Raw genomic sequence first — 18,906 nt, forward strand, 5'->3', positions numbered from 1 at the left:
GTGCGCCGTCTTCTCCCCGCACTCTGCATCGCGGTGTTCCTGCTGGTCGGCGGCCTCGCGTCGCCGGCCGGCGCCCACCCCATGAGCACCTCCGCCGTCCTCCTCGACGTCCAGGACGACCGGGTCGAGGGGGAGGTGCAACTGCCCATCGACCGGCTGGCCGTCGCCGTGCACCGCGACCTCACCCCGGCCAGTGTCCTCGGCGCCGACCGGGCGTTCCTGAAGCGCTACACCGCCGAGCACGTCACCGCCGGCGACGACGGCACGTCCTGGACGGTCACGCTCGGCACGCCGTCGGTCCGCACGATCGACGCGGTGGCGCACCTCGTCTACCCGCTCGAGATCCGCCCGCCCGACGGCCGGGTCACCGACTTCGACCTCCGCTACGACGTCATCGTCGAGGAACTGCTCACCCACCGGGTCATCGTCACCGTCCGGTACGACTTCGACCGCGGCATCCTCAAGACGGACGATGCCGAGACCCTCGGGGTCGTCGACTGGAACAACAAGAGCCTGAAGGTGCCCGCCGGGGAGGGTTCGTGGCTGCGGGGCTTCGCCGCCACCGCCGGGCTGGGCATCGAGCACGTCGGCGAGGGCGCCGACCACCTGCTGTTCCTCCTGATGCTGCTCATCCCGGCCCCGCTGGTGGCGGCGGGCGGCCGGTGGCGGGCGGGCGATGCGCCGGCGAGGCGCAGCATCGTCCGCGTCGTACATGTCGTCTCCGCGTTCGCCGTGGGCCACTCGCTCACGCTGGCCTTGGCGGCGGCCGGAGTGATCCACGTACCGTCACGGCCGGTCGAGACGCTGATCGCCTTCTCGATCGCGGTGTCCGCGCTCCACGCGATACGTCCCCTGGTGGCCCGCGGCGAGGTCCTCATCGCCAGTGGCTTCGGACTCGTCCACGGACTGGCGTTCGCGTCGCTCATCGGCGAACTGGGGCTGGACCGAGGCTCCCTCGTGACCACGCTGCTGGGCTTCAACCTGGGCATCGAGCTGACCCAGTTGCTGGTCGTCGCGCTGATGATGCCCTCGCTGCTCGTCCTCGCCCGTACGGCCGTGTACCCGGCGTTCCGTGTCGCGGTGGCCGTCATCGGCCTGCTGTTCTCGGTGTCGTGGATGCTCGAACGCGCGGGACTGACCTCCTCGGACCCCTTCGAAGGCGTCCAGACCTCACTGGTCGGGCACCCACTGCTGGTCGCCGCGTCCGTCGCGGCACTCGCCGCGGTCGCCCGAGGCGTGGCCCCCCGGCGCGTACCCGCCGGGGCCGGATGACACCGGCCTGCGCCCCACTCGCATGCTCATGTCACGGATACGTCATCGGTATTGCTCCGTAACACTCCTGACGGAGGCTCATTTCGCACCTCCGGTCTCATCAGTTGCTCACCCCCCACGTGACCGGGTTGATCGGACGTCGCGTCCGGGCACGCGGGCGCGGGTGAGGAGGAGTGGATGGCTGCTGCAGAGAGATCCACGGCATCTCGGCGTGACTTCCTGCGTTCCGTCGGGGTCGCGGGCGGCGCGGGAGTGCTCTACTCGGCGATGGGAGCACTGGGCCTCGCGCCGGTGCCGGACGTACGGGCCGCGGAGTACCGGGCGCCCGGCGGGAGCGACTTCGCTCTCAGCGGGCGGAGCGCGAAGAAGGTCCTCATACTCGGCGGCGGCATCGCCGGCCTGGCCACCGCCTACGAACTCGGCAAGGCCGGCTACGACTGCCGGATCCTGGAGGCCAAGGACCGGCCCGGCGGCCGCAACTGGACGGTACGCGGGGGCACTTCGCTGACCGATCTGGACGGGCGCAAACAGACCGCGTCGTTCTCCAAGGGCCAGTACATGAACGCCGGGCCCGCCCGGCTGCCTCAGTCGCACGTCACGCTCGAGTACTGCAGGGAACTCGGCGTCCCCGTCGAGGTGTTCACCAACCAGAACGCCAACGCGTACATCTACCACGAGAACAGCGCCGCGCTCGCGGGACAGCCGATGCGCTGGCGCACCGCGAAAGCCGACGTCTACGGCTATGTCTCCGAACTGCTCGCCAAGGCCACCGACCAGGGTGCCCTGGACACACAGCTCACCGCCGCCGACAAGGAACGGCTGATCGCCTTCCTGCAGAACTTCGGCGCCATCAAGGGCAAGGCGGACGGCTACGCCTACACCGGCAGCGACCGGCGCGGCTACTCCGTCGAGCCCGGTGCCGCCTTCGAGGACGGCACGGTGCTGGGGCCGGTGCCCTCGATGTCGGACGTCATCGCGAGCGGCGTCGGGCAGCGCTTCTCCTTCGAGTTCGGCTACGACCAGGCCATGCTCATGTTCCAGCCGGTGGGCGGCATGGACGCCATCCCGTACGCCCTCGCCGAGGCCATCGGGCGGGACCGGATCACGTACGGCGCCGAGGCACTGGAGGTCAGGAACCTCCCGGACGGCGCCGAGGTCACCTACAAGGACGACCGGGGCCGTACCCGCACCCGGTACGCCGACTTCGTCGTCGCGGCCGTACCGCCCATGGTCATGGCCCGCATCAAGCACAACCTGGGCGCGAACGTCACCGCCGCGCTGAAGTACCCGGCGGTGACACCCGTCGGCAAGGTGGGCCTTGAGTACGGCAGCCGCTGGTGGGAGACCGACGAGCACATCTACGGCGGGATCACGCCCACCGACACGGACCTGGCCACCATCTGGTACCCGTCCTACGGCCACTTCGGCCGCCGCGGCACCCTCATCGGCTACTACAACTTCGGTGCGAACGCCCTCGCGTACAGCGCCCTGCCGCACGAGGAGCGGGTCGCGCGGGCGGTGAGCCGCGGCGTGAAGATCCACGGCGAGAAGTACCGCAGCGAACTGGAGCACGCCTTCAGCGTGGCCTGGCACCGCACTCCGCACATCGAGGCCGGCTGGGTGGGCTGGCCCTCGCAGGACGGCCCGGAGTACAAGCTCCTCAACCAGCCCGCCGGGCATGTGTACTTCGCCGGGGACTGGCTCAGCCATGTCATCGCCTGGCAGCACGGCGCGTTCACCTCGGCCCGCAAGGTCGTGACCGACATCCACGAGAGGGTGATGGCCGCATGAGCCGGCGCACGAAGGTTGTCATCGGTACGGTCCTGACCGCCTCGCTCCTCACGGGCGGCACCGCGCTCGCCGACGCCCGGGGCTGGTGGCCCGGCCCGAGGGAAGTGCGGGTCATGCTGCCCTCCGGACAGTCCAACCCGGCCATCGCGAACGGCGTGGCGACCGGCGGGGAGGTGGCCGGGTACCAGAGCAGCGGTCTCGGGCCCTCCGCGCTCAACCCCTCGGCACCGGACGGAAGTCCGGAGCGCTACACCGACCCGGCCCTCACCGAGGGCGCCACAGGCGTCACGATCACCGAGGCGCAGGCGCTCGTCGTGCTGCGCAACATCAAGACCAACCTGGAGGCCGCGGGCCTCAGCCCGGCCGCCGTCATCACGATGAAGTGCTACCTGATGAAGCCGCCCGGCGCCGAGACGGCCGACTACGCGGGCTGGAACCGCGCGTACCGGCAGTTCTTCGCGAACATCGACCTGACGACACATCAGGTCGTGCCCGTACCCATGGGCACGTCCGCTCCCAAGGCGCCGCTGCTCGCCAACAAGGCCCGGCCGGCGCGGGCCACGATGGAGGTCGCCTCACTGGCCGTCAAGGGCTGGCTGGTGGAGGTCGAGGTCACCGCGACGTACGGCAAGCGCTGAGGGGTGAAGATCGGCGGACAAGTGCCGGGGCGGGGTCCGCGAACGGGCCCCGCCCCGTACGTTTCCACCAGTGGTCTCTTCTGTCCGGCACACCAACTCCGTGTACTGGGAGCTTCCTTGGACATCAACGACGCCTCCGTCACCTCAGACCCCTCCCTCTTCGGTCCTCTCTCCCGCCGCAGATTCCTTCAGACCACCGCCGCGGCCACGGCGCTCGTCACCGTCGGCCCGCCGGTCGCGGCCGCCGCCTCCGGTGCCACCACCCTCTCCTTCACCGCCGCCACGGGCGGTTCCGCGACCCTCGCCCCGTCCGGTGACCGGCTGGTCGCCGAGGTCCAGAACGTGCTCTGGTCCGTTCCGCGGGACGGTGGCACCGCCGTCGCGCTGACCCCGCCCGGCCTCGAACCCACCCGCCCGCAGTTCTCGCCCGACGGCAGCCGCCTCGTCGTGTGCGCCTATCGCGGCGGAGGCTTCCACCTCTGGACGCTGCGGCCCGACGGCACCGGGACCCGGCAGCTCACCGACGGGCCGTGGGACGACCGGGGCCCGGCCTGGTCGCCGGACGGCACCCGGATCGCGTTCGCCTCCGAGCGCGGCGGCGACACCGTGACCGGCGCCCCGTACCGGATCTGGGTCCTGGACCTGCGCACCGGCGCGCTGACCCGGCTCACCGGGCGCCCCGGCCAGCAGGGGCCCGGGCAGGACGCCGCCTGGGAGGACTTCGACCCCACGTGGTCGCCGGACGGTGAGCGGGTGCTGTTCGTGCGCGCCGTCGTCACCCCGGCGGGCACCCTCCGAGCGGCCACCGTCGCGTCGGTGCCCGCCGACGGCTCGGGCCCGGTCACCACCGAGCACACCGACGACTCCGGCGCCCAGCTCATGACCCCCGCCGTCTCTCCCGCCGGCCGCCTGGCCTACCTGCGCACCACTGCCGCGCCCGCCGCCTCCAGCACCCTCGTCGTGGACGGCGCTCCGGTCGCCGTCGAGGGCGACGTCCTCCCGGCGCCGCCCCGCTGGACGGACGACGAGCGGCTGCTCCTCACAGTCGACGGACACTTCCGCCTGGTCGACCCGGACGCGCCGGGCGACGGCGAGGAGATCCCGTTCACGGCCACGCTGCCCGTGGACCGGCCCGACTACCGCGAGAAGGCTTACGACTTCGAAGGCGCCGGCATCCGTCCCGTCCGCGCGCTGCACCTGCCCGCCCTGTCACCGGACGGCCGCCGCGTCGCCTTCGCCGCGCTCAACGCCCTGTGGACCGCCGACACCACCGGCGGCCGCGCACCCCGCAAGGTCGTTCAAGTGCCCTCGACCCGCTATGTGTCGGCGCCGACCTGGACGCCCGACGGCACGGCGCTGGTGTACACCGACGACCGCGACGGCCTGTTCGCCGTACGGCGCCGCGACCTGGCCTCCGGCGAGGAGACCGTGCTGGCCGAGGGCGGCCGCGTCTTCCCCGCCCTCTCGCCCGACGGGACCCGGCTGGCCTGCCTGGACATGTCCGGCAACCTGGTGGTGCGCGACCTGTCCGACGGCAGCGAACGAAACCTCGCCGCACCGCTCGGCGGGGGAGGGCTGCCCGGCCGCCCCAGCTGGTCGCCCGACGGCCGCTATGTGGCGCTGTGCGACCGCAACCGTCTCAACCAGCGCTTCCGCGAGGGCTACAACCTCATCCGGGTCGTCGACACCACCACCGGCACGGCCGCCCTGCACGCCCTCGCCCCGCACACCTCGCTCGCCGACCGCTACGACTCCGGCCCCGTCTGGTCCCCGGACGGCCGCTGGATGGCCGTCGTCGCCGAGTCGGCGCTGTGGCTGCTGCCGGTCCGCGCCGACGGCACCCCCCAAGGCGAACCCCGCCTCCTCACCACCGAACCCGCCGACCACCCGTCCTGGTCCGCCGACGCCCGCAGCCTTCTCCACCTGTCCGCGGGCACCCTGCGCCTGATCGACATCGGCAGCGGCAAGGCCCGCACCGTCCGCGTCCCGCTGGACTACCGCAGACCGCGGCCGGCCGACACCGTCGTGCACGCGGGCCGCTTCTGGGACGGCACCGGCCCGGACGTCCGCGAGGACATCGATGTCGTGATCCGCGACGGCCGTATCGCGGAGGTCTCCCCGCACCGGACCGGCCGCCCGGCCGCACGCCAGGTCGACGCGAGCGACCGCACCGTGATCCCCGGCCTGTGGGACGCACACACCCACCCCTGGCAGAGCACCTACGGCGGCCGCCAGACGGCGCTCCAAGTCGCGTACGGCATCACGACGGCCGTCTCGCTGGGTGGATTCGCCTACGAGCAGGCCCGCATCCGGGAGGCGGTCGCCGCCGGTGCCCTCGCCGGACCCCGGCTCCTGTCCACGGGCGAACTGCTCGACGGGGCGCGCGTCGCCTACAGCATGGGCCGCGCCCATCGCACCCACGAGGGCCTGCGTCGTTCGCTGGCGCGGGCGGCCGCGCTGGACTGGGACTTCGTGAAGACGTACGTACGGGCCCCCGGCTGGGTGATGAAGGAGGCCGCCGACTTCGCACACGACCGGCTCGGCGTGCGCAGCGGCAGCCACCTGTGCACCCCGGGCGTACAGCTGGGCCAGGACCTGACGACCCATCTGCAGGCCACCCAGCGCCTGGAGTTCGGGCATGCGACCTCCGCCACGGGACGTGCCTACCAGGACGTCGAGGAGATCTACGCCCGCGCCGGCTTCCACCTCGTCGCCACCCCGTTCACGGCACAGCCTCTGCTCGGCGCCGACCCCGCGCTCGCGGACGACCCCCGTGTCACCACGCTCATGCCGCCGTGGGACACCGCGCTCGTCCGCCAGCAGGCCGGGCAGCCGCCCACCGCCACCCAACTCGCGACACTTGACAGAGAGTTGAACGTCTACCGGCGGATCCTCGCGGGCGGCGGACTGATCGCGCTCGGCACCGACCAGCCGCTCGTCCCGGTCGGGCTGCACCTGCACCTGGCCCTTCGGGCACTGCACCGCGCCGGCCTGTCACCGGCCGAGGCGCTGCGCACCGCCACCGTGCTGCCCGCGCGCGTCTTCGGCGCCGACGCCGACCTGGGCACGCTGGAGCAGGGCAAACTCGCCGACCTCACGGTGGTGGACGGCGACCCGTTCACCGACTTCGCCACCCTGATCCGCACGGTGGCGGTCCTCCGCGGCGGTGTCCTCATCGAGCAGGCGGACCTGGTGGACGCCTTCGGGGCAGCCACCACGCGGAGTTACGAACCGCAGCAGTCGGCTTCGGCCGAGGACTGGCTGGAGGTCAGCCGGCGTATGCGACGCGACGGGTGCTGCGATCCGGAGAGCGGCGGCTGAGCGCCGGGCAAGCGGCTGGCCCGCTGGAACGCCCGCGAGCAGGCCCTCATCGCCGACTCCGAGGACACCGAGTTCATCGACTCGACTCTGAAGGAAAGCAGGCCTCCTTGGTCAGCGCCGCCGCGATGCGCCCTGGGCGTCTCGCAGCCACTCCCGGAATACGGCTGATGTTCGCCCCGGCCACCACCACGCCCGAGCTCGAAAAGCACCACAAGGCCGAGGAGGTGAGACCCTCGGCCAGCGAAGCCACCGCCTGACAGGGGTGTTCGTGAGTGCCGAGGAGGAAGGGCGGGCCGGCCACCGGCCCGCCCTTCGGCGAGGCCACCGCATGGGCGGCCATGGCCGTCAACCGCTGCCCATTCGGTCCGCCAGGCAGGCGAGGTACAGGGCCATGGTCGCCCGGTGGTCGCGCAGCGGGCGACCGGTGATCTGCTCGATCTTGTTCATCCGGTAGACGACGGTGTTGCGGTGGATGTGCAGCGCCGCGGATGCCCGTACGAGGTTGAACCCGCTCTCGCACCAAGCGGTGACCGTGTCGCGGAGCACCGGCCAGTCCGGCTGGGCGCGCAGGTCCGCGGCCGTGAGGTCGAGCAGACGGTTGCGGGCGGACTGGCCCACCGCCGCGAGAACCTGGTGGACCCGCAGGTCGGATATGAGATGGACGGGGGAGCTGTTCGCCGGCCGGGCGCCCAGGCGAAGGGCGTCGCACGCGTCCTGGTAGGAGTCGTGCAGGCCGCCGACGGAGGTGGCCGGCTCGCCGATCCCCACCCGGGCGGCGAGGCCGTCCTGCGCGGCGATCACATCGGCGACCCGCCGGCAGTCGGCGACCAGGGACGCCATCGAACCCCGGGCCGGAAGCCGGTGCAGGACGCCGATCCAGCCAGGAGCCGTACCGGCCACGATGTCCTGGGGGTCGGCGAAGACCTCGCGGACGGTGCGCAGCAGTTCCGAACGGATCAGGGCCATGTCCTGCGTGGGGGCGCCCCGCCGTCGCGCGGCCGCGTCCGGAACGGTCACTTCGAGGGCCACGGCGACCCGTCGCAGCCGTAGGTCGAAGCCGAGTTCGGCGGCCCGGAAGACGAGGAAGTCGCCTTCGACGACCTGGGGATCGTATGCGGCGATGTCGGCGAGCAGCGTCTCGGCGGCCCGCTCCGCGAGCAGGCGGGAGCGCAGCATCACGGATTCCCTCAGCAGGATCTCCGTCTGACGCTTCACCAGCAGGCCGAAGCGTCGTACCTGGGCGGGCGTGCCGGTGATCCCGACGGTCCCGACCGCGCGCCCGCCGGTGACCAGCGGGAGCGTGACCCCGGGGCGTACCCCTTGCAGTCGCTGGGCCTGCGAGGCGTTGTGTGTGGCGGGTTCCTGAGTGCGGACGACCTCGACGGACGCCTCGTGGAAGCTGCCGACCCGGCTGCTGTCGCCGCTGCCGATGACCATGCCCTCGGCGTCGGTGATGAGCACGTTGAAGCCGATGACGGCGGAGGTGTCCCCGGCGATCTCCTGCGCGAGGGACGGGCTCAGCACGGGTGTTCCTCCCGTCGAGGGCGGGCCGGGTTGGACGCACCGTACAGGGGACCGATCGATTTCGGCCACAACTACGTACGAAGTGAACGGTGACGCGCGGCAGGTTGATCCCTAGCTTTGGGCCCAATCACATCCCCGCCGGGGGCACAGCGCGGTGAACGGCGGGCTCCTTTCAGCGCACCTACGGAAGGCCCGGGCCGATGACTCGTGTGCGTTCTCTCGTATCCACTGTGACCGCCCTCCTCCTGCTCTCCTCCGTCGCCGCCTGTGGCTCCGACAGCGAGGAGGCCCCGAAGAACGTGTCCGCGAAAGCCGCCGCCCTGGGCACGCTCACGCCCGGCGTGATCAAGGTGGCCGTCCAGCCGTACGCGCCCTACACCAGTGTCCAGGGCGACAAGATCGTCGGACTGGACGGCGACATCCTCGCGTATGCGGCCAAGGAACTGGGCCTCGAGATCAAGCCCCAGGTCACCGACTTCGCCGGCATGCTCGCCGGAGTGCAGTCACGCCGGGTGGACATCACCATCGGCGGCGTCGCCTGGTCCGCCGACCGGCAGAAACAGGGCCTGTTCACCGACCCGCCCTACTACTCGCCCCCGGCGATGGCCGTCCGCAGCGGCAAGACCTACAAGACGGTCGACGACCTCAAGGGCCTCGACCTCGGCACCGTCGAGGGCTACGTCTGGGTCAAGTCCATCCAGTCCGTGCCCGAAGCCAAGCTGCACGCCTACCCGGACGCCACCGGGGTCTTCGACGACCTCGGCGCGGGCCGCGTCGACGTCGGCTTCCTCGACCCGCTGATCATCATCGCCGCGCAGAAGGAACGTCCGGAGCTGAAGATCAGCACGCAGTACCTGACACCGCCGACCGCGGCCGAGGTCAAGGCCCAGCCCGACTACCAGTACTTCCAGCCGTACCAGACGGGCTTCTATCTGCCCAAGCAGGCCACCAAGCTGGAGAAGGCGATCTCCGCGCAGATCGACGCCATGTACGCGAACGGCGAGATGGCCAAGCTCGTCGAGAAGTACGGCGGCGACCCCGAGCAGTTCCTGAAGCCGTCCGCCGACGTCGCCACCGCGCGCAGGGGCGTGGACCGGCCGCAGGACTGGACGCCGCCGTCCGTCGGCCAGTGAGGGGATGACATGTCCGGTCTCTTCCAAGTCCCCTGGTCCGACTACCAGTCGGACCTGCTCGACGCACTCGGGCGCACCGTCTCGTACACCGTGGTGAGCTTCGTCGGCGCGGTCCTCCTCGGCCTGGCGGTCGCGCTGCTCCGGATCAGCAAGGCGCGGCCCCTCCGCGTCCTCGCCGCCGTCTACACGGAGATCTTCAAGAACATCCCGCTGCTCGCGATCATCTTCCTGACCTACTTCGGCCTCGCTTCGGCCGGACTCCGGCTGGACGTGTTCACCGCCGGCTGCCTCAGCCTCGTCGTCTTCTACGCCGCCTACCTGTCCGAGATCTTCCGTTCCGCGATCAGCGGAGTGCACGCCGGACAGACCGAGGCCGGCGAGGCGCTGGGGCTGGGCCGGGTCGGCATCTTCGTCCATGTCGTCCTGCCGCAGGCCGTCCGGCAGGCCCTGCCCGGCACCAACACCATGCTGGTCGACCTGCTGAAGTCCACCTCGCTGCTCGTCACCGTCTCCGCGGCCGAGCTGATGTCCGAGGGGCGGCTCATCACGTCGGCCACCTTCCGGGCACTGGAGGTCTACCTGGTCATCTCCGCCGTCTACTTCGCCCTGTGCTACCCGCTCTCCCAGCTGCTCCTGCTGCTGGAACGGAAGGTACGGGCGGGCGTCCCCCTGTCCCCGTGGCGGCGCCGACGGGTGCGCGCCGCCCACGCCCTGCTCGCCGCCGACCTCGGCGCCGGCCTCACAGCAGAGCTCAAGCAGAAGGAGACGGCGGCATGACCGAGCCCGTCACCACGTCGGAAGCCGTGCCACCGGCCCGCACCGACGCGGTCGTACGGATCGAGGGGCTCAGCAAGTCCTTCGACGGCCGACTGGTGCTCGACCACGTGAACCTGGAGGTCGACCGCGGCCGCATCGTCAGCGTCATCGGACAGAGCGGCGGCGGCAAGACGACCCTGATGCGCTGCGTCAACCTGCTGGAACGGCCGGACCGGGGCACGGTCGAGGTGGCCGGCGAAGTGGTCCACGACGGCGGCCGGACGGTCTGCCGGGACCTGCCCCGGCTGCGCCGCACCGTCGGCATGGTCTTCCAGCGGTTCAACCTCTTCCCGCACCTCACAGCGGTCGAGAACGTCGTCCTGGCCCAGCGCAAGGCGGGCGTCCCCGAACCGGAGGCGCTGGAGCGGGCCGTCGCGCTGCTGCGCCGGGTCGGCGTGGCGCACCGCGGCCTCGCCCGGCCCGACCAGCTCTCCGGCGGGGAACAGCAGCGCGTCGCCATCGCCCGGGCACTCGCGCTCAGGCCGGAGGTGCTGCTCTTCGACGAGCCGACCTCCTCCCTCGACCCGGAGGCCACCCGCGAGGTCCTGGCCGTCATGCGGGAACTCGCCGCGGACGGAATGACGATGCTGCTCGTCACCCACGAACTGCCCTTCGCACGCGAGGTGGCCGACCACGTCGTCTTCGTCGACGGCGGCCGCATCGTCGAGGAGGGATCCCCGCAGGACGTCCTCGACCATCCCGCCGAGGCCCGGACCCGGGAGTTCCTCGCCTCGTACGGATCGGCGTCATGACGGCCCCCCTAGTGGTGGTCGGGGGCGGTGTGGTGGGGCTGTGCACCGCCTACTACCTGGCCGAGGCGGGCTTCGAGGTGGAGATCGTCGAGCGCCGCGCGCTGGGTTCCGGGGCGTCCCGGGGCAACGCGGGCTGGGTCTGCCTCAGCCATTCCACGCCGGTGCCGGCCCCGGGCGTCGTACGGTACGCGCTCCGCTCGCTGGGACGGCCGGACTCGCCCCTCTACCTACGACCCCTGCCCGACCCGGCGTTCGTACGGTGGCTGTGGCGGTTCTGGCGCAGCAGCACACCGGCCGCCTTCCGGCGCGGCTACACCGCGGTCGCCGAGTTGAACCGGACCACCTTCGACCTCTTCGACGGCCTGCGCGAGGCGGGCGTCGAGACGACCCTGACCCGTCCCGGCATGGTCCACGCCTTCCTGTCCCCGGCCGAAGCCCGCCATCACCTCGCCGTGCAGCGGGAGATGGCCGACGGCCGCTACCCGCTCCCCGACGACGTCGTCACCGGGGACGGGGCCCGGCTGCTGGACGACGCGCTGTCCTCCAAGGTGCGCGCGGCGTACCTCGTCGAGGGAGAGGGCGTGGTCGACCCGGAGGCGTTCGCCCGGGGGCTGGGCGAGGCGCTCGTCGCCTCGGGGGTGAAGGTCCACGAGAACGTCGAGGCCACCGGATTCCGCACCTCCGGGGAGCGCGTCGTCGCGCTGCGCACCGCGCAGGGCGAGATCCCCTGCTCGGGCGTCGTCGTCACCGCCGGGATGCGCTCGTCGGACCTGCTGAGCGCGCTGGGACAGCCGCTGCCGCTCCAGGCGGGCAAGGGCTACAGCTTCTCGGTGGACCTGGATCCGGCACCGCGGCACACGCTGTACTTCGGCGAGCGCAAGGCGGTCGCCTCACCGATCGGCTCCACCACCCGGATCGGCGGCACGATGGAGCTCAGCGGCAACAACAACCGCCTCGACTGGCGGCGCGTCGTCGCCGTCGCCCTCGCCAGCCGGCACTATCTGGGCCGCTGGTTCGACGACCCGGACGACCTGATCGGACTGATCCGCGACCCCTGGGTCGGCGGCCGGCCCTTCCTCCCCGACGGACTTCCGGTCATCGACCGCGTACCGGGATACGGCAACGCCTACGCCGCCACCGGCCACGGCATGCTCGGCGTCACGCTGGGCCCCGTCACCGGCCACACACTCGCCCAGTACATCCGAACCGGCCGCCGCCCGGAGGCCCTCGCACCGTTCCGCTTCGACCGGCTCAGCCCGTGAGGGCCGCGGCGCCGTACCGGTCTTCGCGCACCGGCCACGCCGGCTCAGTCGACGTCGATCAGTCCGCGCCGGACCGCTTCGCTGACGGTGGCGGCGCGGTTCTCGGTGCCGAGCTTGCGGTAGATCCGCACGAGGTGGGTCTTGACCGTCGCCTCGGCCAGGAACAGAGCGCCGGCGATGGCCCGGTTGCTGTGCCCCCGCGCCAGGAGCCGTACGACCTCGACCTCCCGCTCGCTGAGCCCCGGACCGGGCTCGGCCGTGTACCCGACGACACGCGCGGCGGCCTCCGGCGCCAGGGCCATGCCTCCGGACGCCGCGGCGCGCACGGCACGGAACAACTCCTCGGGCGGACCCGCCTTGAGGACATAGCCGCGTGCGCCGGCCTCCACGGCCCGCAGGACATCGGCCTGACTGCCGTAGCTCGTCAGCACGACCACCCGCACGCCGGCGGAGGCGGCGAGGATCCGCCGGGTCGCCTCGATGCCGTCGACACGGCTGCCCGCCGCGCCCACCTCCGACAGCCGTAGATCCATCAGCACCACGTCGGGCCGGAGCCCGCCCACCAGACGCACCGCGTCGTTTCCGTCGCCGGTCTCGCCGACGACGTCGAAGTCGGGTTCGCCTTCGAGGAGGGCACGCAGCCCCGCCCGGACGACGGTGTGGTCGTCCACGATCAGGATCCGCAGCGGTGGTCCGGGCGGTTCGGTCACAGCGCACCGGCGGGGACGCGGTCCTGGGCCGCCGACAGCACGGCTCGGACGCGGGTGCCCCGTCCGGGCGCGCTGTCGACGGTGAGGGTGCCGTCGAACGCGCGCAGGCGCTCGCGTGCGGCGGCCAGTCCGAATCCGCGGTCGGCGCATCCCGCCCTCGCGGCGGCCGGGTCGAATCCCGCTCCGTCGTCCCGGACCTCGACGGCCGCCGTGGCCGCGTCGCCGTAGGCCAGGGTGATGTGGACGTGACGGGCCCGCGCGTGTTCGAGGGCGTTCGCGAGGAGGCCCTGGGTCAGGCGCAGCAGGGCGACGGCCCGGTCTGTGGGGAGCGGGTGCGGCTCGTGTTCGGCGCGGAAGGAGATCCGGGGCGCCCCGGCGGCGGAGCCGGCCCGGGCGCACAGATCGCGCAGCGCCGCTTCCAGGCCGTCCTGTGCGAGCAGGGGCGGGGTGAGGTCGTCGATGATGCCGCGGGTCTGTGCGAGATGCTCGCCGAGGGCGTCGGTGACCGCCCGCAGCTGCCGCCGGGCGGCGTCCGGGTTGCGGTCCCAGTCGCGGTCCGCGGCCTGGAGCAGCATGCGGCTGCCCGCGAGCTCCTGGGCGAGCGTGTCGTGCAGGTCCCGCGCGATGCGGGACCGCTCGGCGAGGCGTCCGGCCTCCCGCTGTTGCGCCGCCAACCGGTCCCGGGTGGCGGCGAGTTCGCGGGCGAGCCGCTGCTGGCTGCGGTAGAGGAGCACGGTGGCCCAGACGGCGGCGACGGGCGGTGCCAGCACATCGGGGTCGGGGCCGCCGAACCGCATGAGGGCCGCCACCATCAGTGCCGTGATGACGCCGAGTGCCACCGCCCGCTCCGTGCGGGTGGGCATCCGCAGCGCCAGGACGGCCAAGGGCACGGCCAGCCACGCGTATCCGAAGGTGAGCGGCGCCGGCAGGATCCAGGCCACCCAGGACCACAGCAGCAGGAGCAGGCCGAGCCAGACCGGCCGGCCGGTGCGGCCCAGCCGGTCCCACCGGGCCAGCCCGGCGGCGTACAGCAGGGCCAGCGCGGCCGTGGGCGGCGCGATGGACCAGCACAGCTCGTTGTTCAGCTCGACGAGCCGTACGAGCGTGCCGGCGACGGCGACGAAGAACACCAGGTGCGGGAGGTCCCGCGCCGACACGGGCGGCCGGCGTACGGCGAGGGTGGTGGCAGGCACGGCTGCGGCTCCCTGGGGGCGGGCCGACGGATGCGACAACAGCGCCCGAAGTGTAAGCCGCGGCCTGTGTGCCCGCTGTAAACGCCCAGCCCTCAGCCGCTGTGGCCGCCCAGGGCGCGGCCCTCCCTCGCGGACGTCACCGCCCCGGGTGGAGCCCCAGCGAGCCCGGCGACGGATCGCCCTTCACCTCGCCGAAGTACAGGGCGAAGGTCTGCTTCCACCGCTCGATCGCGGCCCGGTCCTCCATGAACCGCGGGAAGCCGTCCACGTGGGCGTCGGGGTTCTCCCACACCGGCTTCAGGCTGGGGTTGGGGAGGACGTCGGTGCGCACCGACCAGCCGTTGAAGCTGGCCTTCTGCCGCTCCTCGGACAGCACCCAGTTCAGGTAGAGCTTGGCGGCGGTGGGGTGGGCGGCCTGCTTCAGGATCGCGGCCCGCTGTCCCCACGCCATGAACGGATGGCCCACCGGCGCCACCCACTTGACGGTGGTCGACGTGGAGACCGAGCTGCCCGAGGTGCCGACCCCGATGGTCTTCTGCTTGCCGTTGACCGCGAGACCCGGGGTGTGCGAGCCACGGGCGAACTGCGGCTGCTGCGCGGCGAACCTCGCCACCCAGTCCCAGCCGTAGGTCTGCTGGTAGAGGGAGAACAGGTAGAGCACCGCGTCGTCGTCGTGCGGGTAGGAGGAGGCGAGGGCGTCCTTCCAGCGCGGGTCGACCAGATCCAGCGGGGTCGCGGGTGCGGCGGCGCCGGCCGCCTGGATGTCGTACATGAAGCTGAAGGCGATGACGGCCATCGCCGTCCACGCCCCGTCCGGGTCCTTGAACCCCTTGTGGACCTTGGAGAACCCGGCGGGCTTGTAGGGCAGCAGCTTGCCCTCGCGCTTCCAGCGGGTGAAGTCCTGGAGCGTCTGCAGCTGTACGACGTCGGGGACCAGGGTGCCGGTCGCGAGCTGGTTGTCGACGCGGACGTCGTGGTACTTGCTGTAGTCGACGACGACCGTCAGGTCGATGCCGGGGAAGCGGCTGCTGAACCCGGCCCGTACTCCGGCCGCCTGGCTGTCGACGTCCCCGCCCTGGTAGAGGACGAGCTTGCCGCCCTCGGCCAGCGCGGCCTGGTAGAGCTCGTCGAGGGAGCGCGTCTCCTCGCGCAGGCCGGTGCGCGAGGAGACGCCGGCCGTGGCGGCTCCCGCCGGGCTCTGCGCGGCGGCCGTGGCGGCACTGCCGAGCGCGACACCGGCCCCGGTGGCGAGCAGCCGACGCCTGCTGAAGTTGCTGGACATGTGGGGGGTCCCCTCCTGCTTGGTCCACCGCCACGTTCCGTATGCGACGGCGCGGCAAGTCTGCCGACCGGCCGTGCCGTTCCGCGTCGTCCGTACGCTGCCTTCGGATTCAACCGTTCGATGGAACGGCCCCGGTCAAACGGTCAGACGGTCAGCGGGTAGTGACAGGCCGTGTGGCGGCCGGAGGCCGTGAGGGTGAGACGGGGGCGCTCCAGCGCGCAGCGCTCGCGGGCGTACGGGCATCGGGTGCGAAAGGGACAGCCCGTCGGCTTGTCCACCGGGTTGGGCACCTCGCCGGTGAGGACGATGCGCTCGCGGTGCGGTGCGTCCCCCGGGTGGGTGCCGTCGTCGATGTCCGGGACCGCGGACAGCAGTGCCTGTGTGTAGGGATGGGCGGGGGCCTCGTACAGCGCCTCCGTCTCGGCGAGTTCGACGATCTCGCCGAGGTACATGACGGCGATCCGGTCCGACACATGGCGGACCACGCCGAGGTCGTGGGCGATGAAGACATAGGTGAGCGCGAACTCCTCCTGGAGGTCGGCGAAGAGGTTCAGCACCTGGGCCTGGATCGACACGTCGAGGGCGGACACCGGTTCGTCGGCGACGATCAGCTTCGGGGCGGTGGCCAGCGCCCGGGCGATCCCGATGCGCTGGCGCTGGCCGCCGGAGAACTCGTGCGGATACCGGTCCAGATGCGCCCCGGCCAGTCCTACGACGTCGAAGAGCTCGGCGACCCGGCGGCGGACCGCGGCCGCGTCACCGTACCGGTGCACGAGCAGCGGTTCGGCCACGATGTCCCCGGCGCGGCGGCGGGGGTTGAGGGAGGCCTGCGGGTCCTGGAAGACCAGCTGCATGCCCGGCCGTACGGGCCGCAGCCGGCGCGCGGACAGGGTGGTGATGTCCTGCCCGTCGAACTCGACCCGGCCGCCCGTGAGTTCGGTGAGGCGGACCAGACAGCGGCCGAGGGTGGACTTGCCGCAGCCCGACTCGCCGACGATGCCGAGGGTCTCGCCGGTGCGGACCTCGAGGGACACGCCGTCCACGGCGCGCAGCACCCTGCGGCGCCGGGACAGCGTGTCCGCGCGCAGGGGGTAGTGCTTGGTGACGTCCGACGCGCGCAGCAGCACGTCGCCGCCGGGAGGCGCACCCTTGTCCACTGCCACGATGTCCTGTGCCGTCACGACGCCGCCTCCGAGTCCATGTCCTGTACGTCGCTCGCCGCGGCCCGTGCCGTCAGCCGCAGCGACGCGCGGTCGTCGGGCGGCAGCCAGCAGGCGTCGCGGTGTGCGGCGTCGCCGTTGCCCGCGGCCAGCACGGGCCGCTCCTCGCACCGGTCGTGGCTGAGCCGGCAGCGCGGCGCGAACGCGCACCCCGCCGGAAGGCTGCCCGGGGAGACGGGCATGCCCGCGATGGTGGGCAGCCGCCGCAGCCGGGGGCCGCCGACGCGGGGCACCGAGTCGAGCAGACCCCAGGTGTACGGGTGCCGCGGGCCGTGGAACACCGCGCGCCGCGGGCCGTCCTCGGCCACCCGGCCGCCGTACATGACCAGGACGCGGTCGGCGATCTGGGAGATCACGCCCATGTCGTGCGTGATGAGCACCATCGCCGAGCCGTCCGCGTTGAGCTCGCGCATCAGGTCGAGGATCTGCGCCTGTACGGTCACGTCGAGTGCCGTGGTCGGCTCGTCGGCGATCAGCAGTGCGGGGCTGCAGGACAGGGCCATCGCGATGACCGCGCGCTGGCGCATACCGCCGGAGAACTCGTGCGGGTAGGCGTTCACCCGCGAGGCCGCGTCGGGGATGCCGACGTCGGAGAGCAGCCGGACGGCGCGGGCGTGGGCCTCCTTCCGGGACACCTGCCCGTGCGCCCGAATCTGCTCGGCGATCTGCCAGCCCACCGTGTACACGGGAGTCAGCGCGGTCATCGGGTCCTGGAAGACCATGGCGATCTCCTGCCCCCGTATCGCGCGCATCTGCTTGTCGGAAAGGGTCAGCAAGTCACGGCCACGGAAGAGGACCTGGCCCGACACGGTCACGTTCGGGTTGGTCAGCAGCCGCAGCACGGCCAGCATCGACACGCTCTTGCCCGAGCCCGACTCGCCCACCACGCCCAGGACTTCGCCGGGCGCCACCGAGAGGGACAGGCCGTCGACGGCGGTGACCGGGCCCCGGCGGGTACGGAACGATACCCGCAGATCGCGTACGTCCAGCAGGGGTTCAGGCAGCGGTTCAGACAGCGGTTCAGGCATGGCGAGCCCTCGGGTCGAGTCGCGCGTACAGGATGTCCACCAGTGCGTTGGCGAGGACCACGAAGAACGCCGCGTACAGGACGGTCCCCATGATCACGGGCAGGTCGAGGTTCTGCAGGGCGTCGAAGGTGAGTTTGCCGATGCCGGGCAGGCCGAAGACCACCTCGGTGAGCAGCGCGGCGCCGCCCACGAGGGCGCCGAAGTCCAGGCCGAACAACGACACGATCGGGATCAGCGAGCAGCGCAGGGCGTGCCGGACGAGGATCCGGCGTTCGGACAGGCCCTTGGCCCGGGCCGTGCGGACGTAGTCCTCGTTGAGCGCGGTGACGACCTCGCCGCGCAGCAGCCGGGCGTAGATCCCGGCGTACAGCAGCGCCAGGGTCAGCCAGGGGAAGAGCAGGTGCAGCGCCCACTGGCCCGGGTCCCCGGTCAGGTCGACGTATCCGGGTGGCGGCACCCAGGAGAACACCGAGTCGTGCAACTGCTTCTGGGTGACGAGGTTGACGACCTCGCCGAGCCAGTACGCCGGCAGCGAGACGCCGACCACGCCGACCAGCATGATCAGCGGGTCGACCGCCGTGCCGCGCAGGGTCGCCGCGGCCGTGCCCATGAGGATGCCGACGGTCATCCAGATGACCGCCGCTCCCACCACGAGCGACAGCGTCACCGGCATCGCCTGCACGATCTGCGGGATGACGCGGGAGCCGCGATTGACGAAGGACTCCAGGTCCCGGTCTATCAGCAGGTGCCGCATCATCAGCAGATACCGGATCGGCAGCGGCCGGTCGAGGCCGAAGGAGTGCCGTACCTGCGCGAGGGTGGCCGGGTCGGCGTTGCGGCCCGCGATACGGGCGGCGGGATCGACTCCCGGCGTGGCGAAGAAGATCAGGAACACCAGCACGCTGATGGAGAACATCACCAGCAGGGCGGAGGCGAACCGCTTGAGCGCGAAGGAGAGCATGAG

The 18,906-nt window shown here is 72.1% G+C and carries 15 protein-coding genes; 8 read left to right on the forward strand and 7 right to left on the reverse strand.

Going from position 1 to position 18,906, the window contains the following annotated elements:
- The 4 genes from OG252_RS44070 (at window position 1) to OG252_RS44085 (ending at window position 7,022) form a co-directional block, all read left to right on the forward strand.
- The gene (locus OG252_RS44070; RefSeq protein WP_329343280.1) at window positions 1-1,272 is read left to right on the forward strand and encodes a HupE/UreJ family protein; all 1,272 of its coding nucleotides are present in this window, start codon (window positions 1-3) and stop codon (window positions 1,270-1,272) included.
- A gap of 177 nt (window positions 1,273-1,449) precedes the next feature.
- Complete coding sequence (locus OG252_RS44075; RefSeq protein WP_329343282.1) at window positions 1,450-3,063, forward strand: flavin monoamine oxidase family protein; 1,614 nt, start codon at window positions 1,450-1,452, stop codon at window positions 3,061-3,063.
- Window positions 3,060-3,701, forward strand: a complete 642-nt coding sequence (locus tag OG252_RS44080; RefSeq protein ID WP_329343284.1) for a Rid family hydrolase — start codon at window positions 3,060-3,062, stop codon at window positions 3,699-3,701. The genes OG252_RS44075 and OG252_RS44080 overlap by 4 nt, the downstream gene beginning before the upstream one ends.
- Before the next feature lie 117 nt (window positions 3,702-3,818).
- A complete protein-coding gene (locus OG252_RS44085; protein ID WP_329343286.1) occupies window positions 3,819-7,022 on the forward strand; it encodes an amidohydrolase family protein in 3,204 nt (1,067 codons plus the stop codon).
- 345 nt (window positions 7,023-7,367) lie between these two features.
- On the opposite strand, the gene OG252_RS44090 is transcribed toward OG252_RS44085, so the two are convergent.
- Window positions 7,368-8,546: a CdaR family transcriptional regulator gene (locus OG252_RS44090; protein WP_266444784.1), complete on the reverse strand. Its 1,179-nt coding sequence runs from the start codon at window positions 8,544-8,546 to the stop codon at window positions 7,368-7,370.
- Between the two features lie 230 nt (window positions 8,547-8,776).
- Here OG252_RS44090 and OG252_RS44095 point away from each other — a divergent pair, with 230 nt between their 5' ends.
- The 4 genes from OG252_RS44095 to OG252_RS44110 are packed head-to-tail and all read left to right on the forward strand — an operon-like array spanning window position 8,777 to window position 12,509.
- Window positions 8,777-9,679, forward strand: coding sequence for a substrate-binding periplasmic protein (locus OG252_RS44095; protein WP_329343288.1), 903 nt, complete (start codon window positions 8,777-8,779; stop codon window positions 9,677-9,679).
- A gap of 9 nt (window positions 9,680-9,688) precedes the next feature.
- Window positions 9,689-10,456, forward strand: coding sequence for an amino acid ABC transporter permease (locus OG252_RS44100; RefSeq protein WP_266444787.1), 768 nt, complete (start codon window positions 9,689-9,691; stop codon window positions 10,454-10,456).
- Window positions 10,453-11,247, forward strand: coding sequence for an amino acid ABC transporter ATP-binding protein (locus tag OG252_RS44105; RefSeq protein WP_329343291.1), 795 nt, complete (start codon window positions 10,453-10,455; stop codon window positions 11,245-11,247). The genes OG252_RS44100 and OG252_RS44105 overlap by 4 nt, the downstream gene beginning before the upstream one ends.
- Complete coding sequence (locus tag OG252_RS44110; protein ID WP_329343293.1) at window positions 11,244-12,509, forward strand: NAD(P)/FAD-dependent oxidoreductase; 1,266 nt, start codon at window positions 11,244-11,246, stop codon at window positions 12,507-12,509. Before OG252_RS44105 ends, OG252_RS44110 begins: the two co-directional genes overlap by 4 nt.
- A 44-nt stretch (window positions 12,510-12,553) precedes the next feature.
- On the opposite strand, the gene OG252_RS44115 is transcribed toward OG252_RS44110, so the two are convergent.
- The 6 genes from OG252_RS44115 to OG252_RS44140 all read right to left on the reverse strand — a co-directional run bounded on the left by OG252_RS44115 (window position 12,554) and on the right by OG252_RS44140 (window position 18,903).
- Window positions 12,554-13,219 carry a response regulator transcription factor gene (locus OG252_RS44115; RefSeq protein ID WP_329343295.1) on the reverse strand — a complete coding sequence of 222 codons (666 nt, stop codon included), beginning with the start codon at window positions 13,217-13,219 and terminating at the stop codon, window positions 12,554-12,556.
- Window positions 13,216-14,412 carry a sensor histidine kinase gene (locus tag OG252_RS44120; RefSeq protein WP_266444792.1) on the reverse strand — a complete coding sequence of 399 codons (1,197 nt, stop codon included), beginning with the start codon at window positions 14,410-14,412 and terminating at the stop codon, window positions 13,216-13,218. Before OG252_RS44120 ends, OG252_RS44115 begins: the two co-directional genes overlap by 4 nt.
- Before the next feature lie 136 nt (window positions 14,413-14,548).
- Window positions 14,549-15,694 carry an ABC transporter substrate-binding protein gene (locus tag OG252_RS44125; RefSeq protein ID WP_329343299.1) on the reverse strand — a complete coding sequence of 382 codons (1,146 nt, stop codon included), beginning with the start codon at window positions 15,692-15,694 and terminating at the stop codon, window positions 14,549-14,551.
- Window positions 15,695-15,837: 143 nt separating this feature from the next.
- Window positions 15,838-16,875: an ABC transporter ATP-binding protein gene (locus OG252_RS44130; RefSeq protein ID WP_329343301.1), complete on the reverse strand. Its 1,038-nt coding sequence runs from the start codon at window positions 16,873-16,875 to the stop codon at window positions 15,838-15,840.
- Window positions 16,872-17,942 carry an ABC transporter ATP-binding protein gene (locus tag OG252_RS44135; RefSeq protein ID WP_443068457.1) on the reverse strand — a complete coding sequence of 357 codons (1,071 nt, stop codon included), beginning with the start codon at window positions 17,940-17,942 and terminating at the stop codon, window positions 16,872-16,874. Before OG252_RS44135 ends, OG252_RS44130 begins: the two co-directional genes overlap by 4 nt.
- Complete coding sequence (locus OG252_RS44140; RefSeq protein ID WP_266448853.1) at window positions 17,935-18,903, reverse strand: ABC transporter permease; 969 nt, start codon at window positions 18,901-18,903, stop codon at window positions 17,935-17,937. Before OG252_RS44140 ends, OG252_RS44135 begins: the two co-directional genes overlap by 8 nt.
- Between the last annotated feature and the right edge of the window lie 3 nt (window positions 18,904-18,906).

Origin of the sequence: Streptomyces sp. NBC_01352, from assembly GCF_036237295.1 — a bacterium.
Taxonomy (GTDB): domain Bacteria; phylum Actinomycetota; class Actinomycetes; order Streptomycetales; family Streptomycetaceae; genus Streptomyces; species Streptomyces plumbiresistens.